Below are 22381 nucleotides of genomic sequence, written 5' to 3'. Positions count from 1 at the left end.
GCCCGACGCATCGATTCGGTCGCACCGACTCCAGCGACCCGACAAAACCATAGGCGGCGCCGACATGAAAATCGCACTGATCAGCGAACACGCTTCCCCTCTCGCCACCCTCGGCAGCATCGACAGCGGCGGGCAGAACGTCTACGTGGCCTACGTCGCGCGCGAGCTCGCGCAGGCGGGGCACACGGTCGACGTCTTCACGCGGCGCGACAGCCCGGAACTGCCGCCGGTCGTCTATTTCGGCCGCAACGTCAGGGTGATTCCGGTTCCCGCCGGGCCGGCCTGCTTCATCCCGAAGGAATCGCTGCTGCCGCACATGGAGGAATTCAGCGACAACATGGTCACCTGCTGCGCCCGGGCGCGGCCCTACGACGTGATCCACGCGAACTTCTTCATGTCGGGGATCGCCGCGCAGCGGATGCGCGACGAGTACGGCTCGCCGTTCGTCATCACCTTCCATGCGCTCGGGAAAGTGCGCCGGCTTCACCAGGGCAGCGCCGACGGATTCCCGGCGTCGCGCGTGGATATCGAGGAGATGCTCGTCGCGTCGGCGGACCGGATCGTCGCGGAATGCCCGCAGGACCGCGACGACCTCGTGAACCTGTACGACGCGCGGCTCGACGACGTGGACGTCGTGCCTTGCGGCGTTGAGACCACGGAACTCGGCCCCGGCAGCCGGCACCTGCGCAAGGAGTTCGGCATCGGCGACGACGAATTCGTCGTGCTGCAGCTCGGCCGGCTCGTGCCGCGCAAGGGCATCGACAACGTGATCCGCGGCGTCGCGGCACTCGAGCGCGAGGACGGCATCACCGCGAAGCTCCTCGTCGTCGGCGGCGAGTCGGACAACCCCGATCCCGCGCTGACGCCGGAGATCGGCCGGCTACAGGCCATCGCGGAAGCCGAAGGCGTCGCCGATCGCGTGATCTTCACCGGCCGGCGCCCGCGGACCGCGCTGCGCGACTTCTACTGCGCCGCGGACGTGTTCGTGACGACGCCGTGGTACGAGCCGTTCGGCATCACACCGCTCGAAGCGATGGCCTGCGGCTGCCCGGTCATCGGCGCGTCGGTCGGCGGCATCAAGCACACCGTCGTCGACGGCGTCACGGGCTATCTCGTGCCGCCGCACGACCCGTCGGCGCTCGCCGACCGTCTCGCGCGCGTGCGGGTGAACCCGGCGCGGGCGCGGATGTTCGGCCGCGCCGGGATCCGCCGTGTGTGCAGCGCCTTCACGTGGCAGCACGTCGCCGCGTCGCTCGAGTCCGTCTATCACAGCCTTCAACCCCAGCCCGAAATCCGCTTCGACGAAAGGATGGCGCGCTTATGACTCCGAACAACTCCTCCCCGCTTCAGAACAAGACGGCGCTGGTCACCGGCGGTGGCCGCGGCCTCGGCAAGGCGCTGTGCGAAGCCCTGTGCACCGCCGGCGCGCACGTCGTCGTCTGCGATGTGCGCGCGGACAGCAGCGAACAGACCTCGTTCGAGCTCAACAAGAAGGGCTATCAGACGATCCACTGCACGGTCGACGTCACCGACGACGAGCAGGTGCTCGCGTGCCTGCAGTGCGCCCGGGAACGCTTCGGCGCGCTCGACATCCTGATCAACAACGCCGGCGTCGATTACACGCTGCCGATCGACGAGCTCGAGGTAGAGCAATGGGACCACGTCCTCGCTGTCAACCTGCGCGGCCCGTTCCTGTTCTCGAAGCACGTCGTCGGCCAGATGAAGCTGCTCGGCGGCGGCCACATCATCAACATCACCTCGACCGCCGCGAAGCGCGCGTGGCCGAACGCCTCCGTCTATCACGCGAGCAAGTGGGGGCTGCTCGGCTTCTCGCACGCGCTGCACGCCGAACTGCGGCCGCACGGCATCAAGGTCACTGCGGTCGTCGCCGGCGGGATGCGCACGCCGTTCCTGCTCGACCGCTTCCCCGATATCGACGTCTCGACGCTGCAGCCGCCCGAGTCGGTCGCCGCCGCGGTGGTCAACGTGCTGTCGCTGCCCGAAGGCACGGTCGTGCCGGAAATCACCGTGCTGCCGATGGGAGAGACTTCTTGGCCCTGAACGCGGCCGTTTTCATCGACAAGGACGGCACCCTGATCCACGACGTGCCGTACAACGTCGACCCGGCGCGGATCCGGCTGCGCGACGACGCCGGCGACGCGCTCGCGCGGCTGCAGCAGCACGGCTTCCACCTGATCCTGATCACGAACCAGCCCGGCGTCGCGCTGGAGCTCTTCGAGCACGACGCGCTCGAGGCGGTGTGGGCGAAGATCGCGCTCGACCTGTCGGCGTTCGGCGTCGTGCTCGACGCGGTCTACCATTGCCCGCACCACCCCGAGGGCCGCGACCCGCGCTACGCGCTCGCGTGCGACTGCCGCAAGCCGGAGCCCGGCCTGCTGCTGCGCGCCGCGCACGAGCATCGGCTCGACTTGCGCCGCTCGTGGCTGATCGGCGACATCCTTGACGACGTCGAAGCCGGCCGGCGCGCGGACTGCCGCACCGTGCTGCTCGACGTCGGCTCGGAAACCGAATGGCGCGCCGGTCCGCTGCGCGAGCCCGACCGCGTCGTGAAGAGCCTCACCGAAGCCGTCGACGCGATCCTCGCCGAGCCGGACCCGGTCGCGGCCCCTTCCTCCCCCGCGCAGGGCTGGTCCGCATGGACAGCGTGATCGACGCCGCGCGCTGGCGGGCGGCCCGGCGCATCCTCGCGGTGCGCCTCGACAACCTCGGCGACGTGCTGATGACGACGCCGGCGCTGCGCGCGCTGCGCGTGTCGGCGCCGGGTCGTCACATCACGCTGCTCGCGTCCGGGTCGGGCGCGGCCGCCGCACCGTACGTCCCCGAGATCGACGATCTCGTCGTCGCGGACAGCCCTTGGTTGCCCGGGGCCGAGCCCGCGCCGGACGCGATGCTCGCAACCGTCGAGCGCCTGCGCGCCGGCCGCTTCGACGCCGCGGTGATCTTCACGGTCTATAGCCAGAGCGCGCTGCCCGCCGCGTTGCTGTGCTGGCTCGCCGGCGTTCCGCTGCGGCTCGCGCACTGCCGCGAGAACCCGTACCACCTGCTGAGCGACTGGCTGCCCGACCCCGAGCCGCACGAAGTGTTGCGCCACGAGGCGCGCCGGCAGCTCGACCTCGTCGCCGCGGTCGGCGCGACGACCGTCGACGCGCGGCTGTCGTTCCGCGTCCCGCCGCGGGACGTCGTCTCCGCGCACCGCCTGTTGCGCGCCGCCGGCATCGACCCCGAGCGGCGCTTCGTCGTCGTCCATCCCGGCGCGAGCGCGCCGTCGCGTCGCTACCCGGAGGACCTCTTCGCCGCGGCGATCGGGCACGTGCACGACATCCGTCCGGACCTCGGCGACCTGCAACTCGTCTTCACCGGTGACGCGTCCGAAGCGCCGGCGGTCGAGCGCATCCGCGCGCTGATCGCCCACCCGACGCGGTCGCTCGCCGGGCAGCTCGGCCTCGGCGAGCTCGGCGCGGTCCTCGACGCCGCCGCGCTGCTGATCGCGAACAACACCGGCCCGGTGCATCTGGCGGCGGCGCTCGGCACGCCGGTCGTCGACCTCTACGCGCTGACGAACCCGCAGCACGCGCCGTGGCAGGTGCCGCACCGGGTGCTGTACGAGGACGTGCCGTGCCGCTTCTGCTACAAGAGCGTCTGCCCGCAAGGCCATCACCATTGCCTGCGCCTGCTCGACCCGGCGCGCGTCGCCGCGGCGGCGCACGAACTGCTCGCGCTCGGCGCCGAACGCTCGTCCGCGCCGCTGCCGGCGGCTCCCGCCGACGAGTGGCGGGCCGCGTGAGCGGAACCCGCCGACGGATACCGACGAACACCGGGCCGACCACCGGGAGGAACGATGTCCCCACCCCGCAAGCTGCGCATCCTGACCTGGCACGTGCACGGCAACTACCTCTACTACCTGAGCCAGGTTCCGCACACCTTCCTGCTGCCCGTGGACCCAACGCGCTCGCCCGGCTTCAACGGCCGCGCCGGCACGCTGCCGTGGGGCGACAACCTCGTCGAAGTGCCGGTCGACGCGCTGCGCTCGACGCAGTTCGACTGCATCCTGTTCCAGTGCCGCAGTAATTACCGCGAAGACCAGTTCCGGCTGCTCTCCGGCGCGCAGCAGCAGCTTCCGCGCATCTATCTCGAACACGACCCGCCTCAGGTGCACCCGACGAACACGCCGCACCCGGTCGACGACCCGTCGATGCTGCTCGTCCACGTGACGCCGTTCAACGCGCTGATGTGGGACAGCGGCCGCACGCCGGTGCGCATCGTCGAGCACGGCGTCATCGTGCCGCCGGACGTGCGCTACGACGGCCGCCTGCCGCGCGGCATCGCGATCGTCAATCACCTCGCGCGGCGCGGGCGGCGGCTCGGCGCGGACGTGTTCGAAACGGCGCGCGCGCAGGTGCCGCTCGACCTCATCGGCATGGCGGCGGAAGAAAGCGGCGGTCTCGGCGAAGTCGCGAACACCGAACTGCCCGCCTACATCGCGCGCTACCGCTTCTACTTCCACCCGATCCGCTGGACGAGCCTCGGGCTCGCGGCGATCGAAGCAATGATGATCGGCCTGCCGGTCGTCGGCCTCGCGACGACGGAACTCGTCACGGTGATCCGGAATGGCGAGTCGGGCTGGCTCGACACCGACCCGGCGCGGCTCGTCGCGCACATGCAAAGGCTGATCGACGACCCCGACGAAGCGCGCAGGCTCGGCGACGGCGCACGTGCGGTCGCGCTCGAACGCTTCAACATCGAGCGCTTCGTGCACGACTGGCTCGACGTGTTCCGCGACGCGACCGCCTGAGGGCCCCACCATTGGGCGGGCTCGCGCCCGCCCCGCCGTCACGGCGTCACGGCAGCCGGCGCACCCTCTGTTCCCTGTCCCACTGCCGCGTCTTCGCGGCCGCGATGAAGCCGCCGAGGTCCGTGGCCGCGACGACGCCGGCGTCGGGCTGCACGCCGGCCGCCTGCAGCAGCGCGCGGCCGCCCTGGTCGACCGCGATCGCCTTCAGGTGCGCGAACGCGTCGCGGACAAAGTCGAGCGCCTTCGCGTCCCCGGCGAGCTCCGCGGCGCCGTCGTCGGACAGCAGCACGGCGACCGCGTCGAACATCACCGACGGCATGCCGTCGAGCTGACCGTCGGCCGGCAGCTTCGCGCCGCCGCGGAGCATCGCGCCGCCGACTTTCGGCGCGACGATCTTGACCCTCGCGCCGGCCGCGGTAGCTGCGTTGCGTACCGCCGTAACCGACGCATCGTCCGAGCCGTCGGCGACGAGGATGCCGACGACGCGGCCTTCGAGCGTGTCCTTCATCTTGCCGATCAGCGCTACCGCCGGCGACGGGTCGAAGTCCTGCACCGGCTGCGCCGGCAGCGGCGCCGGGGGCAGCGGGTCGATCGCGAGGCCGGCGGCGACGCGCGACGCGAGCGACTCGTCGATGTTGCGCAGGTGGCCGACGATCGCTTCGCGGATGGGCGGCGTCTCGACTTTCGACAGCTCGAACACGAGCGCCGCGACGAGGTGCGTCTGCTCGGGCGCACTCTGGCTGCGGTAGAACTGTCGCGCTTGGCTGTAGTGGTCGCCGAAGCTCTCCGCCCGGATGCGGCCCTTGTCGCCGGTTTCCGAAGTCGCCGCGGAGCGGAAGCCCGCCTGCGCGGATTCGCGCGGGCCGTCGGCGTCCAGCGTGTTCGGCTCGTACGCGACGCGGCCCTTCGGCCGGTCCATCTGCATATGGCCGTCGCGCTGGTAGTTCGCGAACGGGCACTGCGGCGCGTTGACGGGGATCTGGTGGAAGTTCGGCGAGCCGAGGCGCGACAGCTGGGTGTCGAGGTAGGAGAAGAGCCGCCCCTGCAGCAGCGGGTCGTTCGAGAAGTCGATCCCCGGGACGACGTTCGCCGGGCAGAACGCGACCTGCTCGGTCTCGGCGAAGAAGTTGTCCGGCCAGCGGTCGAGCACCATGCGGCCGACGATCCGCAGCGGCACGAGTTCCTCGGGGATCAGCTTCGTCGCATCGAGGTGGTCGAACGGGAAGTCCTCGGCGTCCTCTTCGGTGAAGAGCTGCACGCCGAACTCCCATTCCGGAAATGCGCCGTGGCCGATCGACTCGAAGAGGTCGCGGCGGTGGAAGTCCGGGTCGGCGCCGGCAATCTTCACCGCCTCGTCCCACAGCGTCGACTGCAGGCCGAGCTTCGGCCGCCAGTGGAATTTCACGAACGTCGATTCGCCCGCCGCGTTGAGGAGCCGGAAGCTGTGCACGCCGAAGCCTTCGATCATCCGCAGCGAGCGCGGAATCGTGCGGTCCGACATCTGCCACATCACCATGTGCATCGACTCGGGCATCAGCGAGATGAAGTCCCAGAACGTGTCGTGCGCGCTCGCCGCCTGCGGGAAACCGCGGTCCGGCTCCATCTTCACCGCGTGGACGAGGTCCGGGAACTTGATCGCGTCCTGGATGAAGAACACCGGGATGTTGTTCGACACGAGATCCCAGTTGCCTTCCTTCGTATAGAACTTCACCGCGAAGCCGCGCACGTCGCGCGGCGTGTCGACCGAGCCGGCGCCGCCGGCGACCGTCGAGAAGCGCGCGAACAGCGGCGTGCGCTGCCCGACTTCGGTCAGGATCTTCGCGGTCGTGTATTGCGCGAGCGAGTCGCTGAGCTCGAAGTAGCCGTGCGCGGCGCTGCCGCGCGCATGCACGATGCGCTCCGGGATGCGCTCGTGATCGAAGTGCATGATCTTTTCGCGCAGCACGAAGTCCTCGAGCAGCGTCGGGCCGCGCGGATTCGCGCGCAGCGAATTCTGGTCGTCCGCGACGGCCGTGCCCTGGTTCGTCGTCAGCAGCGGAGAGCCGCCGGTCACCTGCTGATGCAGTTCGCCGCCCGAGCCAAGCTGCGCGTCGTCGCCAGCCTTTGCGCCCGCCCCGGAATCTTTCGCATCGTTCATATCGGGTTCTCCTCTGCTTTCGCTGTATGTCGCCGCCGCAACCTGCGCCGGCCACCGGTGGTCGACGCCGGCTGCCGGCCCGTTGCTATTTCGCTTTCGCCTTCGCCCTCGATTTCCGCTTCGGCCGTTTGGCTGCCGGCGGTTTTGCGCGGGACGGGGCCGCGAGCTCGCGAAGCTCCTTCGCCGCCGCAGCGCTCGATGCTGCAATCGCCTTGCCCGCCTCGCGCCTGACCGCTGCGGCCGCGTGACCCCGCGCGCTACCGAGCGCGGCGTTCGCGGCGCTCAACCACAGGCTCAGAAACGGGTTCTTCTTCGTCCACGGATTCTTCATCGACGTTCTCCAAAGAGGGCCGGGCGTATCACTGTGCAGTGAGCATCGCCCGATAGACTTCGCGATACGCGCGGGCGCTCGCGTCCCAGCCGAAGTCGCGCGCCATACCGTTGCGGCAGATCGTGCGCCACGCGTCGCGGTCGGCGAACACCGCGAGCGCGCGATCGACCGCACCGACGAGCGCCGCCGGCGTCGCCTCGGTGAACGCGAAACCGGTCGCCTCGCCGCCGGCCGTGCCGTGATCCACGACCGCGTCCGCGAGGCCGCCGGTCGCGCGCACGATCGGCGGGGTGCCATAGCGCTGGCTGTACATCTGGTTCAGGCCGCAGGGTTCGAAGCGCGACGGCATCAGGAAGGCGTCGGCGCCGGCCTCGATCTGGTGCGCGAGCACTTCGTCGAACCCGACGACGACGGCAACGCGGTCGGGCGCGGTCGCGGCCGCGTCACGCAGCGCCTGTTCGAAGCGGCTCTCGCCCGCGCCGAGCACGACGAGCTGCACCGGCCGCTCGAGCAGCGCCGGCAGCGCGTCGAGCACGAGATCGATGCCTTTCTGGTCGGTCAGCCGGCTGATCATGCCGACGAGCAGCGCGTCCTCGTCGGCCGCGAGCCCCATTTCCGCCTGCAGCGTGACGCGGTTGCGGGCCTTGTCGTCGAGCGATTCGGCGCCGTAGTTGCGCCGCAGCGCGACGTCGGTTCCCGGATCCCAGACGCGGGTGTCGATGCCGTTGAGGATGCCGACGAGCCGGTCGGCCCGCGCGTCGAGCAGCCCTTCGAGGCCGCAGCCGAACGCCTTGCTGCGGATCTCGCGCGCGTAGGTCGGGCTCACCGTCGCGATGCGGTCGGCGTAGAAGAGCCCCGCCTTCAGGAACGACAGCCGGCCCCAAAACTCGACGCCGTCGGGCTTGAGGCTCGCGGGCGGCAGGCCGAGCGCATCGGCGACGTCGAGGTCGAAAATCCCCTGGAAGGCGAGGTTATGCACCGTGACGAGGCTCGGCGCCGGCGCGGGCAGGCCGTGCGCAAGATAGGCCGGCGCCAGCGCGCAGTGCCAGTCGTTGCAGTGCAGGACGTCGGCGCGCCAGCCGAGCGGCGAGTCGTCGCTCGCGAGCCGCGCCGCAACGCGCGACAGCAGGCCGAAACGCAGCGCGTTGTCGGCGTAGTCCGTGCCGTCGACGTCGAGGTAGGGCCCGCCCTTGCGCGCATACAGCGACGGGCAGTCGACGATCAGGGCCGGGACGCCGCTCGGCAGCCGCGCGCGCAGCAAGGTCGCGGCCGGCAGCCCGAACTCCGCGCGCAGGTTCGCGACGCGCCGCGCGCCTTTCGCCGCGGCGCGCACCGATGGATAGGCCGGCAACAGCAGCCGCAGGTCGAGGTCCAGCGCCGCGAGCGCTTCGGGCAAGCCGGCGCTGACGTCGCCGAGGCCGCCGGTTTTCGCCCACGGCGTGCATTCGGGCGTCGCGAAGAGCACGCGCGGCTTCGCGAGCTTCTTCACGAGCCGGCGTCCGGCACGAGCAACGCGAACGGCAGCAATCCGAACAGCGGGACGACGTCGAGATAGCAGCGCTTTCCGGCGCGTTCGGCGTGCAGGCAGCGGCCGGAAAGCACGTCGCGCCAGCGCCTGCCCTCCCACGCACGCGACAGCTCGACGTGCGTCTGCCGCCAGATTTCCGGGTCCCGGACCCGCGCCTCGTCGCTCGCGGTCAGGCTCAGCAGCAGCCGCGAGCCGACGAAGATCACCGCTTCGTCGTCGCAGACGCGCGCGAACGCGACGACGTGCTGCGCGCCCGGGCCGTTCGTCCTCAGCGCGACGTAGCGCCCGTCGCGCATCGTGTGCTCGAACTCGCGCCGCGCCGCGAGCCCGCGCCACAGCAGGTAGAGCTTCAGCCGGCCGTCGGTGAGGTCGGTTGCCATCGCCGCGAGGCGGGCGTGCAGGTGATCGGGCGCGGCGTCGGGCGGGAGCTCGCGTTGCAGCGCGAGGAGCTGCTCGCGGCGCGTCGCGAAGTCGACCGGCCGACGGTTGTCCGGGTCGACGAGCGTGAAGGTCCAGGTTTCGCAGCCCTGGTAGATGTCCGGCACGCCGGGCGCGCCGAGCTTCAGCAGCAGCATGTTCAGGCTGTTCCACGCGCCGAAGCGCGACAGCGTCGCCTGGAACGGGACGAAATCCGTAAAGAACGCGTTGTCGGGGCCGCCGGCGAAGAGGCGCCGCACGAAGCGCGACAGCGCCTTTTCGTAGGCCGGGTCCGGGTTGATCCAGCTCGTGTGCAGCTTCGCCTCGCGCACCGCCTTCAGCATGTACTCGTCGACGCGACGCATCAGCTCGGCGAATTCGTCGGCGTCGGGCGGGAGCATCGGCCAGATGCCGAGCAGCGTCTGGTAGAGCAGGTATTCGTCGTTCGCCGACGGCACGAGTTCGTCGTTAACGCGCGACTTCAGCCGCTCGTTGATCCCCCGCCAGCGGCGCAGCGCGAGCCGCCACGCGCCGGGGATTTCGGACAGCACGTCGATGCGCGCGCGCACATCTTCCGAACGCTTGCTGTCGTGCGTCGACGACCCGAGCAGCCCGTACGGATGGCTCGCCGCAATGCGCTCGTTCGCACCGTGGAAGTCCTCGGTCGACAGGCCGAAGGTATGCGGATCGCCGCCGACGTCGTTCAGCGACACGAGTCGGTTGTAGCGGTAGAACGCGGTATCTTCGAGCGACTTCGCCATCACCGGCGCGGTGAATTGCTGGAAGCGCCGCGCGAACGTGAGCTTCATCCGGCGCAAGTCCGCGTCGGGCTCGGTCGGCGCCGAGACGAGGACGTCGCGGACGAAATGCAGCACCGACGCGTCGCCGGCACGCGTGCGCGACACCGCGTACGCGAGCGCGCGGTCGAGATAGCGCCGGTCGGTGTCGGAGACGCCATTCGGGCCGATGTAGCTGCGATAGACCGGGAAGCCGGCGACGAGATCCATCAGCGCGCCGCGCAGCCGCGTGCGGGTGAAGTCGCGCGTGCGGCGGTTGCGCTGCGCGATGTCGTGCAGCATGTAGGTCAGCCCGCCGAGCTCGCCCGGCAGCGAGTGCGTCATGATCAGCCGTTTCGCCTCACGCATCGCCTGGCTGAAGTTGCAGATCTCGTGCGTGAAGGAGCGGTAGAGGCGCGTGAAGCGCGACTCCTGCGCGGGGTCAACGAAGAGCCCGTTGCACAGGTTCGCGAAGCGGTAGCCGGTTTCGCCGTGCACGCGCCAGTCGGGCGGCGGCGCCTCGAATTCGTCGAGGATCTTCTCGACGACGACGTAGAGCGCCGGCGCCGGCGCGTCGTCGGCGCGCCCGGCTTCGCGCAGCACCTCGGCGTAGCGCGTCTGCAGGCGGTCGAAATACGCCGCCGGGTCGGACAGGCCGTCCGGGTGGTCGACGCGCAGCCCCGACACGCGGCCTTCGGCAATCCAGCGGAAGATCTGCGCGTGCGTTGCCTCGAACACCTTTTCCGACTCCATCCGCAGCGCGGCGAGCTCGTTGATGTCGAAGAAGCGCCGGTAATTGATGTCGTCGGCGGCGACGCGCCACGACGCGAGGCGATAGGCCTGCCGCGACAGCAGCGCGTCGAGCGCGTCGAAGCTGACCGGCTCGCCGACCCGTCCGTTGAAGTCCGCGATCCGCTCCGCGACCCGTTCGCGCACCGCCGGCACGCGCTCGTGCAAGGCCGCGAGCTGCTGCTTGAAGAGCTCCTTGTTGCGCCGGCGTTCGGCGACGAGCGCCGGATCGGTCGAGTCGCGCGGCGGCAGGTGGCGCAGCGCCGCGAGCAGGGTTTCGAGCTCCGCCAGGTCCGGGTCGGACGGGATCTCGGCCTCGCCGGCGACTGGCACCAGCTCGGCGAGGATCGCCGGATAGTCGATCGGGTCGATCGGGAAGCGGTGCTCGAAGTAGCGCACGCAGAACTCGCCGCTCTCGGCCGAGAACTCGAGCTTCAGCTCGCCCGCCTCCAGCACCGCGCCGTACTGGTCGCCGAGCACCGGCAGCAGCACCTTGTCGCGCAGCTCCGGGAAAGGCGGCTCCCAGTCGATGTCGAAGTGCTCCGCGTGCTCCGACCCCGCGCCGTTCTCGAGCACGTCGAGCCACCAGTCGTTGTCGGCGCCGAGCACGCCGACGTGGTTCGGCACGATGTCGAGCACCTGCCCGAGCCCGAGCTCGCGCAGCCGCGCGCAATAGCGGTCGAAGTCCTCCTCGCTGCCGATCTCCGGATTCACCGACTGGTGGTCGACGATGTCGTAGCCGTGGCGGCTGCCGGGGCGCGCTTTGAGGAACGGCGCCGCATAGACGTGGCTGATGCCGAGCTGCGCGAGATACGGCAACACCGCTTCGGCGGCAGCGAAACCGAAGTCGCCGTGGAACTGCAGCCGGTAGGTCGCGCGCGGGATGTCCGCGGTCTCGGGGTGGAAGTCGGGCGGGCCGCCGCTGACGTGGCACAGCGGGCACGGACGTTCGGCGTTCATCGCGGCCGTCACCGCGCGCCACGCCGGATCGACTTCGAGGTCGGAGAGTCCGGTCGGGAGCTTGCGCCGCCAGTTCGGGTACTCGGCTTCGCTCGTGCCGGGCAGGTTCACCGACTCGGGCTGCCCGAGCACGTCTTCGAGCTGCACCGCCGCCAGCGCCGCGGGACTGCGCGCGATGAAGCGATGCACCGCGACCGCGAGCCGCAGGTCGGGATCGGTGACCGTCGCCGGATCGGTGCCGAGTCCGTCCGCGAGCAGCGACTCGCGGTCGAGCGCCGCGAGCAGTTCGCGGCGCTCGACGTCCCGCCGGCGGATTTGCCGCTCGCGCAGTTCGGGGTCGCGGTACATGCCGTGTTCGTCGCGCATTCGCAAGTCGTGACCGGACCAGTAGCCGCGCAGCGTCGGCAGGTCGTGCGTGCCGACGGTCGCAAGCGCCGCCGGCGGCCATTCGGCCGGTGCGCGGAAGCGCACGTCGTCCCAGTGCTGTTCGAAATACAGCGGCCGATACGACAGCAGCCCGTGGCGCGCCATCGCCGCGCGAACTTCCGGCGGCACGATGCCCAGGTCCTCGCCGATCACCGCGCAGCGCAGGCGGCGGCTTTCGAGGCAGACGAGGCCGAGCAGCTCTTCGAACGGATACGCGACATAGGTGCCGACGAGCGGCTCGCCGTCGGGCGGCAGCCAGAACAGGCGCATCAGGCTCATCACGTGGTCGATGCGCAGCGCACCCGCGTGGCGCATGTTTGCGCGCAGCACCGCGAGGAAGGACGCGTAGCCCTCGGCCGCGAGGCGCTGCGGAATCGCCGGCGGAAAGCCCCAGTCCTGCCCGTTCGGATTCAGCTCGTCGGGCGGCGCGCCGGCGTGGATGTCGAGCGCATGCAGGCTCGTCCTCGCCCACGTCTCCGAGCCGCCCTCGTTCACGCCGACCGCGAGATCGCGGTAAAGCCCGACCGCCATCCCCCGCGCATGGGCGCGCGCCGCGACCCGGCGCAACTGCGCCTCGGCCTGCCACTGCAGGTATTCGAAGAACTCGACCCGTTCCTCGTTCGCGAGCGCGAAGGCTTCGACCGCCGCACCGTCGATGTCGCGGTACGCCTCGGGCCACACCGTCCAGCCCCAGATGCTGCGATCGGCGTTGTGGAAGTGCTCCTGCAGCGCGTCGAACAGCGCATGGGCGCGCAGGCTGCGGCCGCCTTCGCGCTGGAAGTCGCGGAAGAGGCCCGCGCGCTGCGTGTTGCGTTCGAGGTGGAAGTCGCGGAAGTGGCAATACAGCAGCTCGAGCGCCGCGAACTTCGCGGCGGCGACGCCCGCGTAATCGACGAGCGGCGCGGCGCGCAGCGCTTCGAGCCGCCGCTGGAAGTCCTCGTCGGCAACCTGCTGGCGCGCGGCGGCGCATTCGCCGAAATCGCGCGTCGTCTCGACCTCGATGTACAGCACGTTCAGCCATTCCCGGCTCGACGGGCTGTACGGGCTCGCGCGCTCCGGGTCGTGCGGAAACAGCGCGTGCAGCGGATTCACACCGACGAAGTGCGCGCCTGCGTCGGCCGCGAAATCGACGAGACGCAACAGGTCGCCGAAATCGCCCATGCCCCAGTTGCGCGACGAGCGCAGCGCGTACACCTGCACCGCCGGCCCCCACAGGCGGTCGCGGCTGCAGCCGGCGCCGCCCGGTGGCAGCGCGAAGCACTTGCGCGGACAGACGGCGAGGCTCGCCTCGGCGAACGCGCGCTGCGGCTGCCCCGGCTCGTAGAGGACGAGCCGGTGGATGCCGATCGGCACATCGACGCAGAGGTCGAGCACCGAGCGGACCGGCGCGTCCTTCGGGGCGCACCGGCGATCCGCGCCGCCGCCCGCGGTCTGTGCGCCTTCGGGGCCTGCGGATTGCTCCTCCTGCCTCGCACCGGTGCCGCGCAGCGGACGCGGCAGCACGACGCCGGTGCGCAGCCCGCCGTCCTCGAGCACGATGCGCCACGGCAGCACGCGGGCGGCGAGCCGCGGCGGCAGCATCACGCGCACGGCCAGCGGCTCGGCATCGAAGTCGGCGACGACGAGCGACGGCATCACGCGCTCGTTCTCGTCGGCGCGCAGCCGCGCGAGGGAGGTGGCGGCCGCGTCGTCGTCCGCGACGTCGCAGCCGAGCGCCGCCAGGATCGCGCGCTTGCAGTCGTCGGGCACGACCGTCCGCGAGCCCCAGGCATCGTGGTAGTCGAGCCCGACGCCGAGGTGCGCGCACAGCGCGTCGAGTGCGTTGGTGTTCACCGGATCGCCCTCCGCTCGCAGCGGGTCGAAGCGGTCGAGGACCGCGAGCACGGGATCATTCGCCGGGCTGATCTCATCCGCGCACCTCCGGGGGAAGCACGTAGGCGCGGACCGACCAAGGCCCGAGGCAACCGCTACCGCCCTCGCCGCTACCGCCCTCGCCGCTACCGCCCTCGCCGCTACCGCCCTCGCCGCAGCTACCGCCTTCGCCACTGCTATCGCCGTCGCCGTCGCCGACGCTCGCGAACGGCGGGACGCCCACCGCGGGGAACGGCAGCGACGCCTCGTCGGCGAGGTTTGCGCGCAGCATCAGCGCCTCGCCGCCGACCGTCGGCCAGCGCACTTCGAACGCGCCGTCGCCGACGAGCGTGCGCGCGGCGCGGCCCGACACCAGCAGCGCGACGCGCGGCACGACTTCGGCGCGGCGCAGCGCGAGCAGCTCGCGGTAGAAGCGCAGCCATCCGCGCTGCCGCTCGCCACGCCGCGCGTCCCAGTCGAGCTTGCTGTCGGCGAAAGTCGCCACCGCGCACGGGTCCGGGATGTCATCGACGCTGTCACCGCCACCGCTGAAGCGCTCGAACGCCGAAAACTCGCGCTTGCGCCCATCGCGAACCGCGCTCGCGAGCGGTTCGCCGTAGTCGCAGAAATACAGGAAGGGCGTCCCGGCGGCGGCTTCCTCGCCCATGAACAGCAGCGGCGTCGCCGGCGCGAGCAGCTGGATCGCGACGAGTGCGCGCAGCTTGTGCGCGTCGGCCAGCGTCACGAGCCGTTCGCCGAACGCGCGGTTGCCGATCTGGTCGTGGTTCTGCAGGAAGTTCACGAACGCGGTCGGCGGCAGCCCCGCGCTGGGCTCGCCGCGCGGCGCGTCGTGGAACTTCGAATATTCGCCCTGGTACGCGAACCCTTCGGCGAGGCAGCGCACGAGGTGATGCGCCGGCCGGTCCGCGTAGTCGGCGTAATAGCCGTCCCGCTCGCCGGTCAGCAGCACGTGCGCGGCGTGGTGGAAATCGTCGTTCCACTGCGCGTCGTAGCGCCCCGGCGTGCCCGGCACCGCGAGGCGGCACGCGCGGTTGTCGAGATTCTCGAGGACGAGGTGCACGTGGCGCTTGCCGGCACGCGCGCGCACCCACATCGAGATCTCCTCGAGGATGTGGCGCGGCGACCCGTCGAAGATCGTCTGCACCGCATCGAGCCGCAGGCCGTCAAAGCGATATTCGTCGAGCCAGTACAGCGCGTTGTGGATGTAGAAGTCACGCACCGTCGCGCTCGCCGAGCCCTCGAAGTCGATCGCACCGCCCCACGGCGTCGCGTGCGCGGCGGTGAAGAACTGCGGCGTATAGACGTGCAGGTAGTTCCCGTCCGGGCCGAAGTGGTTATAGACGACGTCGAGCATCACCATCATCCCGAGGCGGTGCGCCGCCTGGATGAAATGCTTGAGCTCGTCGGGCGTGCCGTAGGCCGCATCGGGCGCGTAGAGCAGCACGCCGTCGTAGCCCCAGCCGCGCCCGCCTGGAAAATCCGCGAGCGGCATCAGCTCGATCGCGGTGATGCCGAGTTCGGCCAGTTCCGGCAGCCGGCGCTCGGCGGCGTCGTAGCGGCCTTCCCGCGTGAAGGTGCCGACGTGCAGCTCGTAGATGACGGCCTCTTCCCACGGTCGGCCGCGCCAGCCGGCGTCCCATTCGAAGGTCGTCGGATCGACGAGCAGGCTCGGGCCGTGCACGTCGTGCGGATTGAAGCGCGACGCCGGATCGGGGACTTCGAGCTGGCCGTCGAGCCGGAACGCGTACAGGTCGCCCGGCTTCGCGTCGCGGATTTCGCAGCGGTGCCAGCCCTCGGACTTCGCACACGGGTGGTAGTGCTTAACGCCGTCGGCGCCGATCAGGCACACCTCCACACGCTTCTCGACCGGCGCCCACAGGCGGAAGCGGTAGCCTTCGTCCGGGTCGTACTCGCTCACTCGCTGCGGGCCGAACGGCATGCGGTGGAGATGGCGGTGGCAAGGGCTGGCGTCGCCGTGGCGCACGCCGGGCGCCCGCGCGAGAACGCCCTGAGGGCCGGGGGTTTCGCGAAACGGACTGTTCATGGCTTGAGCTGCCCCTTGCCGACGACGGCGACGCCGTTTTCGCTGACGTGGAAACCCCGGCCGCGGTCTTCGTCGAGGTCGTAGCCGATGCGCATCCCCGGCGGGACGTGGTTGTACTGGTCGATGATGGCGCGGCGGATCTGCGCGCCCGGGCCGATGACACTGCGGTCCATGATGATCGACTGGCTCACCTCGGCGCCCTCCTCGACGACGACGTCGCGGCGCAGCAGGCAGCGCTCGATCACCGCGCGCCGGATCACGACGCCGGCGCCGAGCGACGCGGTCCGGATGTGCCCGTCATGCACCTGAGCTGCCTCCGTGTGGTCGGGTGCCGCGAAAATCGGCCACTGCCCGTTCAGCATGCAGAACTTCGGCCGCTCGCCGAGCGTGTCGAAGTTCGCCTCGTAGTACGCGTCGATCGTGCCGACGTCGCGCCAGTACGCCTCCTCCTCGAACTCGCGCATGCCCTTCACGCGGTTTGTCGCGAAGTCGTACGCCATCACGCGGTTCGTCTCCGCCATCGCCGGCAGCAGGTCCTTGCCGAAGTCGTGCCCCTCCTTCTTGTGCGCGCGCCGAAGCGCATCGACGAGCAGGTCGGCACTGAAAATATAGTTGCCCATCGACGCGAGCGCATGGCCGGGACGTCCCGGCATCGGATCGGCCGTCTCCGGCTTTTCGCGGAAGTCGCGGATACGGCCCGCCGAATCGGTGCGGATGATGCCGAACGAGCGCGTCTGGTCGAGCGGCACCGGCAGCGCGGCGACGGTCGCGTCGGCGCGCGTGTCGAGGTGGAATTGCACCATCTGCCGGATATCCATCCGGTAGACGTGGTCGGCGCCGAACACGACGACGAGATCGGGCTTCACGAGATCGATCAGGTGCAGGTTCTGGTACACCGAGTCCGCGGTTCCCTGGAACCATTCCGGGCCATGCTGCATCTGCGGCGGTACGACGGTGATGAAGTGGTGCGGGATCAGCGGGCTCATCACCCATGTGCGCCGGATATGCTCGATCAGCGACTGCGACTTGTACTGCACGAGCAGGTAGATCGAGAAGATCTCGGAATTCACGAGGTTCGACAGCACGAAGTCGACAATCCGGTGCCGGCCGTTGAACGGCACCGACGGCTTCGATCGCTCCGCCGTCAACGGGTGCAGTCGGCTGCCTTCGCCGCCCGCCATGACGAATGCGAGTACGGATTTGCCGGCAATCATGTTTCACCTCCAGGTTGCATGTCCGGCGGCACCGGCCGCGCGGAGCGCGAAGTTGCGGCGGATGCGCGGCTTGCGCGTCGCCGTCGAGTCGCTTGAAAACGGTCCGTCGCCGCCCCGGGCGCCGGGCACCGCAGTCCTCGGCCGGCGGCCGCGGCTGCGCAACATCCGGCACAGCGCCTGCTCGCTGCGCGACAGGCCGCCGTCGTCGTCGTCCGCCGGCGCGAAGTCGTCGAGCACCCGCCCCTCCAGGTAGCGGTCGAAAATCACCGGGCAGATGTAGCTGCCCCGCGTCACCGCGGCGGTGTTGCCGAGCTCGGCCGCGACCGCTTTCACGCACTGCACGAGCACCCGCCCCGCGGCGCGCTCGCCGTCGACCGGCCCGACGCCGGCGAGATATTCGGCGGCCTTCAGCGTGCCGCCCCAGGTGCGGAAATCCTTCGCGGTGAAAGAGCCGATCGCTTCGCGGATGTAGGCGTTCAGGTCGACCGCCCGGACCGGGTGCGCGATGCCCGCGTCGTCCTCGTACTGGAACAGCGCCGGGCCGCGCAGCGCGAGCAGGCGCTCGAGGTTCGCGACGACTGCCCGGTCGCGCAGCGCCTTGTGCTGCGCGACGCCGTGCTTGCCGCGGTACGAGAACACGACCTGCGTGCCTTCGAGCCGCACGTGGCGCTTGCACAGCGTCGTCAGCCCGTAGCTGCGGTACTGGCGCACGTAGCTCGTGCTGCCGACGCGGAAATGGACGCGGTCGAGGAGCCGCGTCAGCACCGCGAGGACTTTGCGGCGCGGCAGCCCGGCGAGCCTCAGGTCGGCCGCGGTCGTCTCGCGCAGCGCCGGCAGCGCCTCGGCGAACTTCGCGAGCCGCCGCCACTTGCGCGTCGCGTTCGACTGCACGAAGTCCGGGTGGTAGCGGTACTGCAGCCGTCCGCGCGCATCGCGGCCGAACGCCTGCAACTCCTCGTCGGGGTCGGGACTGACGAACACGTCGGTCCACGCCGGAGGCACCGCGAGCGACGCGATGCGCGCGAGGCCGACGTGCTCGTCGTACGGCGTGCCGTCCGGCCACGCGTAGCGGAACCCGCCGCCCTCGACGGGGATGCGGCGCAGGCAGGACCCCTGCAACGCGTCAGTCCGGTTGTTCATCGCCTTCGGGCTCCGGATCCGACTCCTCCGCCGGCGCGTGCACGCCGTGCATCGCCAGACGTGCGACCAGACCGTCGAGAAACTCTGCCGCGTCCCGTCCAGGCGCCGCGGAGAAAAGCGCCAGCGACCGGCCGCCGACCGTGTAGTGCCGACCGGCCGCAAACATCGGGAACGCGTCGCCGGGCGGCAGCGCGGTGTCGACGAGCCGCGTCCACGGGCCGCAGCCGGAAACCCGCGGCAGCGTCCAGCGCACCGCCGCGTGCGATGCGTTGAGGACCAGCAGCACGAGGAGGTCGCTGCCCGGGTGCGGCACGACGATGTGCTGCGCGCGGCCGTCGGCTAGCATCCCGAAGCAGCGCAGCTCCGGATCGGTCCATTGCTCCGGCTGCAACTCGGGGCCGTCCGGCGTGAGCCACGCGACGTCGCGCGTCTCGTATTCCGCGTTCATCTCCCCGGTCGAGAAGCGCGCCGGACGCAGCACCGGCAGCGACTCGCGCAGTTCGACCAGATGGCGCACGAACGCCGTCAGGCGCTCGCCGTCGGCGTCGATCGCGGACCAGTCGACCCAGCCGATCTCGTTGTCCTGGCAGTACGCGTTGTTGTTGCCGTGCTGCGTGCGGCCGAACTCGTCGCCGGCGAGGAGCATCGGCGTGCCGTGCGCGAGCAGCAGCGTGGCGAGCAGGTTGCGCTTCTGCAGCTCGCGCAGCGCGACGATCTCGGGGTCGTCGGTCGGCCCTTCGGCGCCGCAGTTCCATGAGCGGTTGTCGTCGTGGCCGTCACGGTTGGCCTCGCCGTTGGCCTCGTTGTGCTTGTCGTTGTACGAGACGAGGTCGTGCAGCGTGAAGCCGTCGTGCGCGGTGAGGAAGTTCACGCTCGCCGACGGCCGGCGGCCGCAGTAGTTGAAGTGGTCGGCCGACGCGGTAAGCCGCGTCGCGAGGTCCGACGCCTGGCCTTCGTCGCCTTTCCAGAACCCGCGCACCGTGTCGCGGAAGCGGTCGTTCCATTCCGACCAGCCGGGCGGAAACCCGCCGAGCCGGTAGCCGCCCGGCCCGCAGTCCCACGGCTCGGCGATCATCTTCGCGCGGCACAGCACCGGGTCCTGCCGGCACGCGTAGAAGAAGCCGGAGTTGTGATTGAAGCCGGCGGCTTCGCGGCCGAGGATCGTCGCGAGGTCGAAGCGGAAGCCGTCGACGCCCATCTGCAGCACCCAGTAGCGCAGGCTGTCCATCACGAGCTGCAGCACGCGCGGATGCGTCAGGTCGAAAGTGTTGCCGGTACCGGTGTCGTTGATGTAGTAGCGCCTGTCGTCGCGGTTCAGCCGGTAGTACGACTTGTTGTCGATGCCCTTGAACGAAAGCGTCGGACCGCACTCGTTGCCTTCGGCGGTGTGGTTGTAGACGACGTCGAGGATCACTTCGAGGCCCGCGTCGTGCAGCCGCGCGACCATGTCGCGGAACTCGGCGCGGCCGCCGTCGGCGAAATAGCGCGGGTCGGCGGCGAAGAACGCGATCGAGTTGTAGCCCCAGTAGTTGCGCATCCCCTTGTCGGTGAGATGCGTGTCGTCGACGAAAACATGCGTCGGCAGCAACTCGACCGACGTGACGCCGAGCGAGCGGAGGTGCTCGATGACCGCTCGCTCGGCGAGGCCGGCGAAGGTGCCGCGCAGCCGCGGCGGCACGGCCGGATGCAGCCGCGTCAGACCGCGGACATGGGCTTCGTAGACGATCGTGCGATCCCAGGGGATCCGCGGCCCGCGCGGCAGCGGCAGGCCCGGCAGCGGCTCGACGACGCGCGCCTTGAACACGAATGGCGCGCTGTCACGCTTGTCGAAGCCCTGGCCCGGCTTCTTGCCGCGCAGTTCGTAGCCGAAGATCGGTGCGCCCCACTTCAGCTTGCCGACGAGCTCGCGCGCGTACGGGTCGAGCAGCAGCTTGTTCGGGTTGAAGCGGTAGCCGGCTTCGGGCTCGTACGGTCCACGGACCCGGTAGCCGTAGACGATGCCCGGCTTCGCGCCGGGAAGAAAGCCGTGCCAGACTTCGTCGGTGAATTCGGGCAGTTCGAGTCGCGCGATCTCGTTGCGCCCGGCCTCGTCGAACAGGCACAGCTCGACGCGGCTCGCGTGCGCCGAGAACAGCGCGAAATTGATCCCGCCGTCCATGCAGGTCGCGCCGAGCGGATACGCCAGCCCTTCTTCGAGCGGCTTGATCAGCGCCGAGAGGCCCGGTGCTCCCGAGATCATCCGGCCGCCCCCTCATCGCCGTGATCGCGGCGACCCTCTCCGCGACGTCTCCCGCGGTCCTCGGCGCCGGACATTTCGCCGGCGGCCGGCGGCACGCCGGGAATCGCGCTGCCCGCGTCGGCCGCGGTCGGCGACTCCGGCCCGGGCAAGGTGCGCTTCGCGGCGTCGGCCGCTTCGGCGCTCTCCGCATCGGCACCCTCGTCGGTGCCGTAGCCGCAGGTGCCGCCGACGCGCGACGCGGCCACGACGTCATTGACAAAGCACAGCTTGTCGAGCACCGCCGGCGCGATCACGAACGGATAGATGTCGCCCTCGCCGAAGCTGCGCCCCATGCTGTCGAGGAACTGCGACAGCGGCAGCCACTGCTCGATCAGCACTTCGCGGAACGGCAGGTCGGTGCCGGCCAAGCCCGGCAAGTCGGCCGGGCCGCCGTCGTCCTGGTCCGAATGCAGCGCGAAGCCCCAGTGCGCGGCGGTGTCGAGCGCGTCGATCACGTGCAGGTAATGCGCCCACGTCTCGGCCCAGTCTTCGAGCGGATGCATCGCCGCGTACGCGCTGATGCGCCGCTCCGCCCAGTCGGGCGGCGGGCCGTCGCGCTCGAACGCGGCCGCGGCCTCGGCGTAGTCGCGCCGCTCGTCGCCGAATCTCGCGCGGAACGGGTCGAGCCGCGGGCTGCCGGCGATGAGCCGGTCCCAGTAGAAGTGACCGACCGCGTGCCGCAAGTGGCCGAGCACGGTGCGGTACGGCTCGTGCCGGTGCACGAGGCGCCGCGCCGGGCGCGCGTCGTCGGCCTCGGCGAGGTTCAGCGTGACGACGCCGGATCCGCGGTCGGGCGCGACATGCGGGTGCCATGCGTCGCCCTCGACGAAGCGGAAGCCGAGGCCGCCGTCGCCGCCGCGCTGCGGCACCGGCAGGCCGAGCTGGTACAGCGAATAGAAGAGGCGGCGCTTCGCGCCTTCGAGCCGGCGCCAGCGCTCGCGGTTCGCCGCCGAACGCAGCGCCGGCGTGATCTCGGTGTGGCGGCAGGAACAGCACAGCTGGCCGGCTGCGCCCTCGACCATCCAGTTGCACACGCGCTCTACCGCGTAGTTGCGGCACGGCCGCCATGCGTGCGCGTCACCGTGCGGCCCGCCGAGCCGGCGCCAGCGGCCGTCCGTCTCGACCACGAACGCGCCGACGTCCATCTCGTCGGGCACGAAGCCGAGCGCGCTGCCGCAGTTGCCGCAGACGGTGTTCTCGAAGAACGCCAGATAGCCGCAGTGCCCGCAGTAGAAAGTCTTCATGGCGTGATCGACTCCGTGCGGACGACCGCCCCGCGCGTCTCGGATTTCGCGCGCGTCCAATTCTGGAACGGGTTCTGGATGAAGTATTCGAGCGGCACGATGAGCCGCCGGTCGTCCCAGATCCGCACGATGACGTAGGTCTCGGTGATCTCCTCGACGCGGCCCCATTCGTTCTCGACGATCAGCACGTCGTCGATGCGGATCAGCTGCGTCAGCGCGATCTGCAGGCCGGCGATGAGGTTGCCGACCACCGGCCGCGCCGCGAAACCAACGACGATGCCCGCGAGGCCGGCCGACGCGAGCAGGCTCGCGCCGATCTGGCGCACGTTCGGGTGCCGCCGGCTCGATCGCTGCCGGCGCGACCGGAAAGTCGATGTCATCCGGTCCTCATGGATGTGGCTCGTCTGCCGCC

The 22381-nt window shown here is 70.5% G+C and carries 15 protein-coding genes; 5 read left to right on the top strand and 10 right to left on the bottom strand.

Going from position 1 to position 22381, the window contains the following annotated elements; all coding sequences use genetic code 11:
- The first annotated feature begins 64 nt into the window (after positions 1-64).
- From V6M37_RS16685 to V6M37_RS16665, 5 genes are read left to right on the top strand one after another with little or no spacing between them, the layout of a single operon-like run.
- Positions 65-1324: a glycosyltransferase gene (locus tag V6M37_RS16685; protein ID WP_332675207.1), complete on the top strand. Its 1260-nt coding sequence runs from the start codon at positions 65-67 to the stop codon at positions 1322-1324.
- Positions 1321-2061: an SDR family oxidoreductase gene (locus tag V6M37_RS16680; RefSeq protein ID WP_332675205.1), complete on the top strand. Its 741-nt coding sequence runs from the start codon at positions 1321-1323 to the stop codon at positions 2059-2061. Before V6M37_RS16685 ends, V6M37_RS16680 begins: the two co-directional genes overlap by 4 nt.
- Entirely contained in the window at positions 2052-2669 is a 618-nt protein-coding gene (locus V6M37_RS16675; RefSeq protein WP_332675203.1) for a D-glycero-alpha-D-manno-heptose-1,7-bisphosphate 7-phosphatase, read from the top strand. The genes V6M37_RS16680 and V6M37_RS16675 overlap by 10 nt, the downstream gene beginning before the upstream one ends.
- Positions 2657-3805 (top strand): glycosyltransferase family 9 protein, encoded by a 1149-nt coding sequence (locus tag V6M37_RS16670; RefSeq protein WP_332675202.1) that lies wholly within the window; start codon positions 2657-2659, stop codon positions 3803-3805. Before V6M37_RS16675 ends, V6M37_RS16670 begins: the two co-directional genes overlap by 13 nt.
- 54 nt (positions 3806-3859) lie before the next feature.
- Entirely contained in the window at positions 3860-4813 is a 954-nt protein-coding gene (locus V6M37_RS16665; protein WP_332675200.1) for a glycosyltransferase, read from the top strand.
- A 46-nt stretch (positions 4814-4859) separates the two neighbouring features.
- Here V6M37_RS16665 and V6M37_RS16660 read toward each other — a convergent pair whose 3' ends face one another.
- From V6M37_RS16660 to V6M37_RS16615, 10 genes are all read right to left on the bottom strand, one after another.
- A complete protein-coding gene (locus V6M37_RS16660; protein ID WP_332675199.1) occupies positions 4860-6950 on the bottom strand; it encodes a catalase in 2091 nt (696 codons plus the stop codon).
- Between the two features lie 85 nt (positions 6951-7035).
- Positions 7036-7281, bottom strand: a complete 246-nt coding sequence (locus V6M37_RS16655) for a hypothetical protein (protein WP_332675198.1) — start codon at positions 7279-7281, stop codon at positions 7036-7038.
- A gap of 28 nt (positions 7282-7309) precedes the next feature.
- The gene (gene glgA / locus V6M37_RS16650; RefSeq protein ID WP_332675197.1) at positions 7310-8770 is read right to left on the bottom strand and encodes a glycogen synthase GlgA; all 1461 of its coding nucleotides are present in this window, start codon (positions 8768-8770) and stop codon (positions 7310-7312) included.
- Positions 8767-14061, bottom strand: a complete 5295-nt coding sequence (locus V6M37_RS16645; RefSeq protein ID WP_332675196.1) for a malto-oligosyltrehalose synthase — start codon at positions 14059-14061, stop codon at positions 8767-8769. The genes glgA and V6M37_RS16645 overlap by 4 nt, the downstream gene beginning before the upstream one ends.
- A gap of 22 nt (positions 14062-14083) precedes the next feature.
- Positions 14084-16093: a malto-oligosyltrehalose trehalohydrolase gene (treZ, locus tag V6M37_RS16640; RefSeq protein ID WP_332675195.1), complete on the bottom strand. Its 2010-nt coding sequence runs from the start codon at positions 16091-16093 to the stop codon at positions 14084-14086.
- Complete coding sequence (locus V6M37_RS16635) at positions 16090-17307, bottom strand: glucose-1-phosphate adenylyltransferase (protein ID WP_332675193.1); 1218 nt, start codon at positions 17305-17307, stop codon at positions 16090-16092. Before V6M37_RS16635 ends, treZ begins: the two co-directional genes overlap by 4 nt.
- 3 nt (positions 17308-17310) lie before the next feature.
- The gene (locus tag V6M37_RS16630) at positions 17311-18447 is read right to left on the bottom strand and encodes a DNA topoisomerase IB (RefSeq protein WP_332675191.1); all 1137 of its coding nucleotides are present in this window, start codon (positions 18445-18447) and stop codon (positions 17311-17313) included.
- The gene (gene glgX, locus V6M37_RS16625) at positions 18431-20686 is read right to left on the bottom strand and encodes a glycogen debranching protein GlgX (RefSeq protein WP_332675189.1); all 2256 of its coding nucleotides are present in this window, start codon (positions 20684-20686) and stop codon (positions 18431-18433) included. The genes V6M37_RS16630 and glgX overlap by 17 nt, the downstream gene beginning before the upstream one ends.
- On the bottom strand, positions 20683-21969 hold the full coding sequence (locus V6M37_RS16620; protein ID WP_332675187.1) for a zinc-binding metallopeptidase family protein: 1287 nt from the start codon (positions 21967-21969) through the stop codon (positions 20683-20685). The genes glgX and V6M37_RS16620 overlap by 4 nt, the downstream gene beginning before the upstream one ends.
- On the bottom strand, positions 21966-22349 hold the full coding sequence (locus V6M37_RS16615; RefSeq protein ID WP_332675186.1) for a mechanosensitive ion channel family protein: 384 nt from the start codon (positions 22347-22349) through the stop codon (positions 21966-21968). The genes V6M37_RS16620 and V6M37_RS16615 overlap by 4 nt, the downstream gene beginning before the upstream one ends.
- Positions 22350-22381 lie beyond the last annotated feature (32 nt).

Origin of the sequence: Aromatoleum sp. (assembly GCF_036675785.1) — a bacterium.
Classification (GTDB): domain Bacteria; phylum Pseudomonadota; class Gammaproteobacteria; order Burkholderiales; family Rhodocyclaceae; genus Aromatoleum.
Note: the sequence above shows the minus strand (reverse complement) of the source record. Positions and strands in the feature narration are given on the sequence as shown.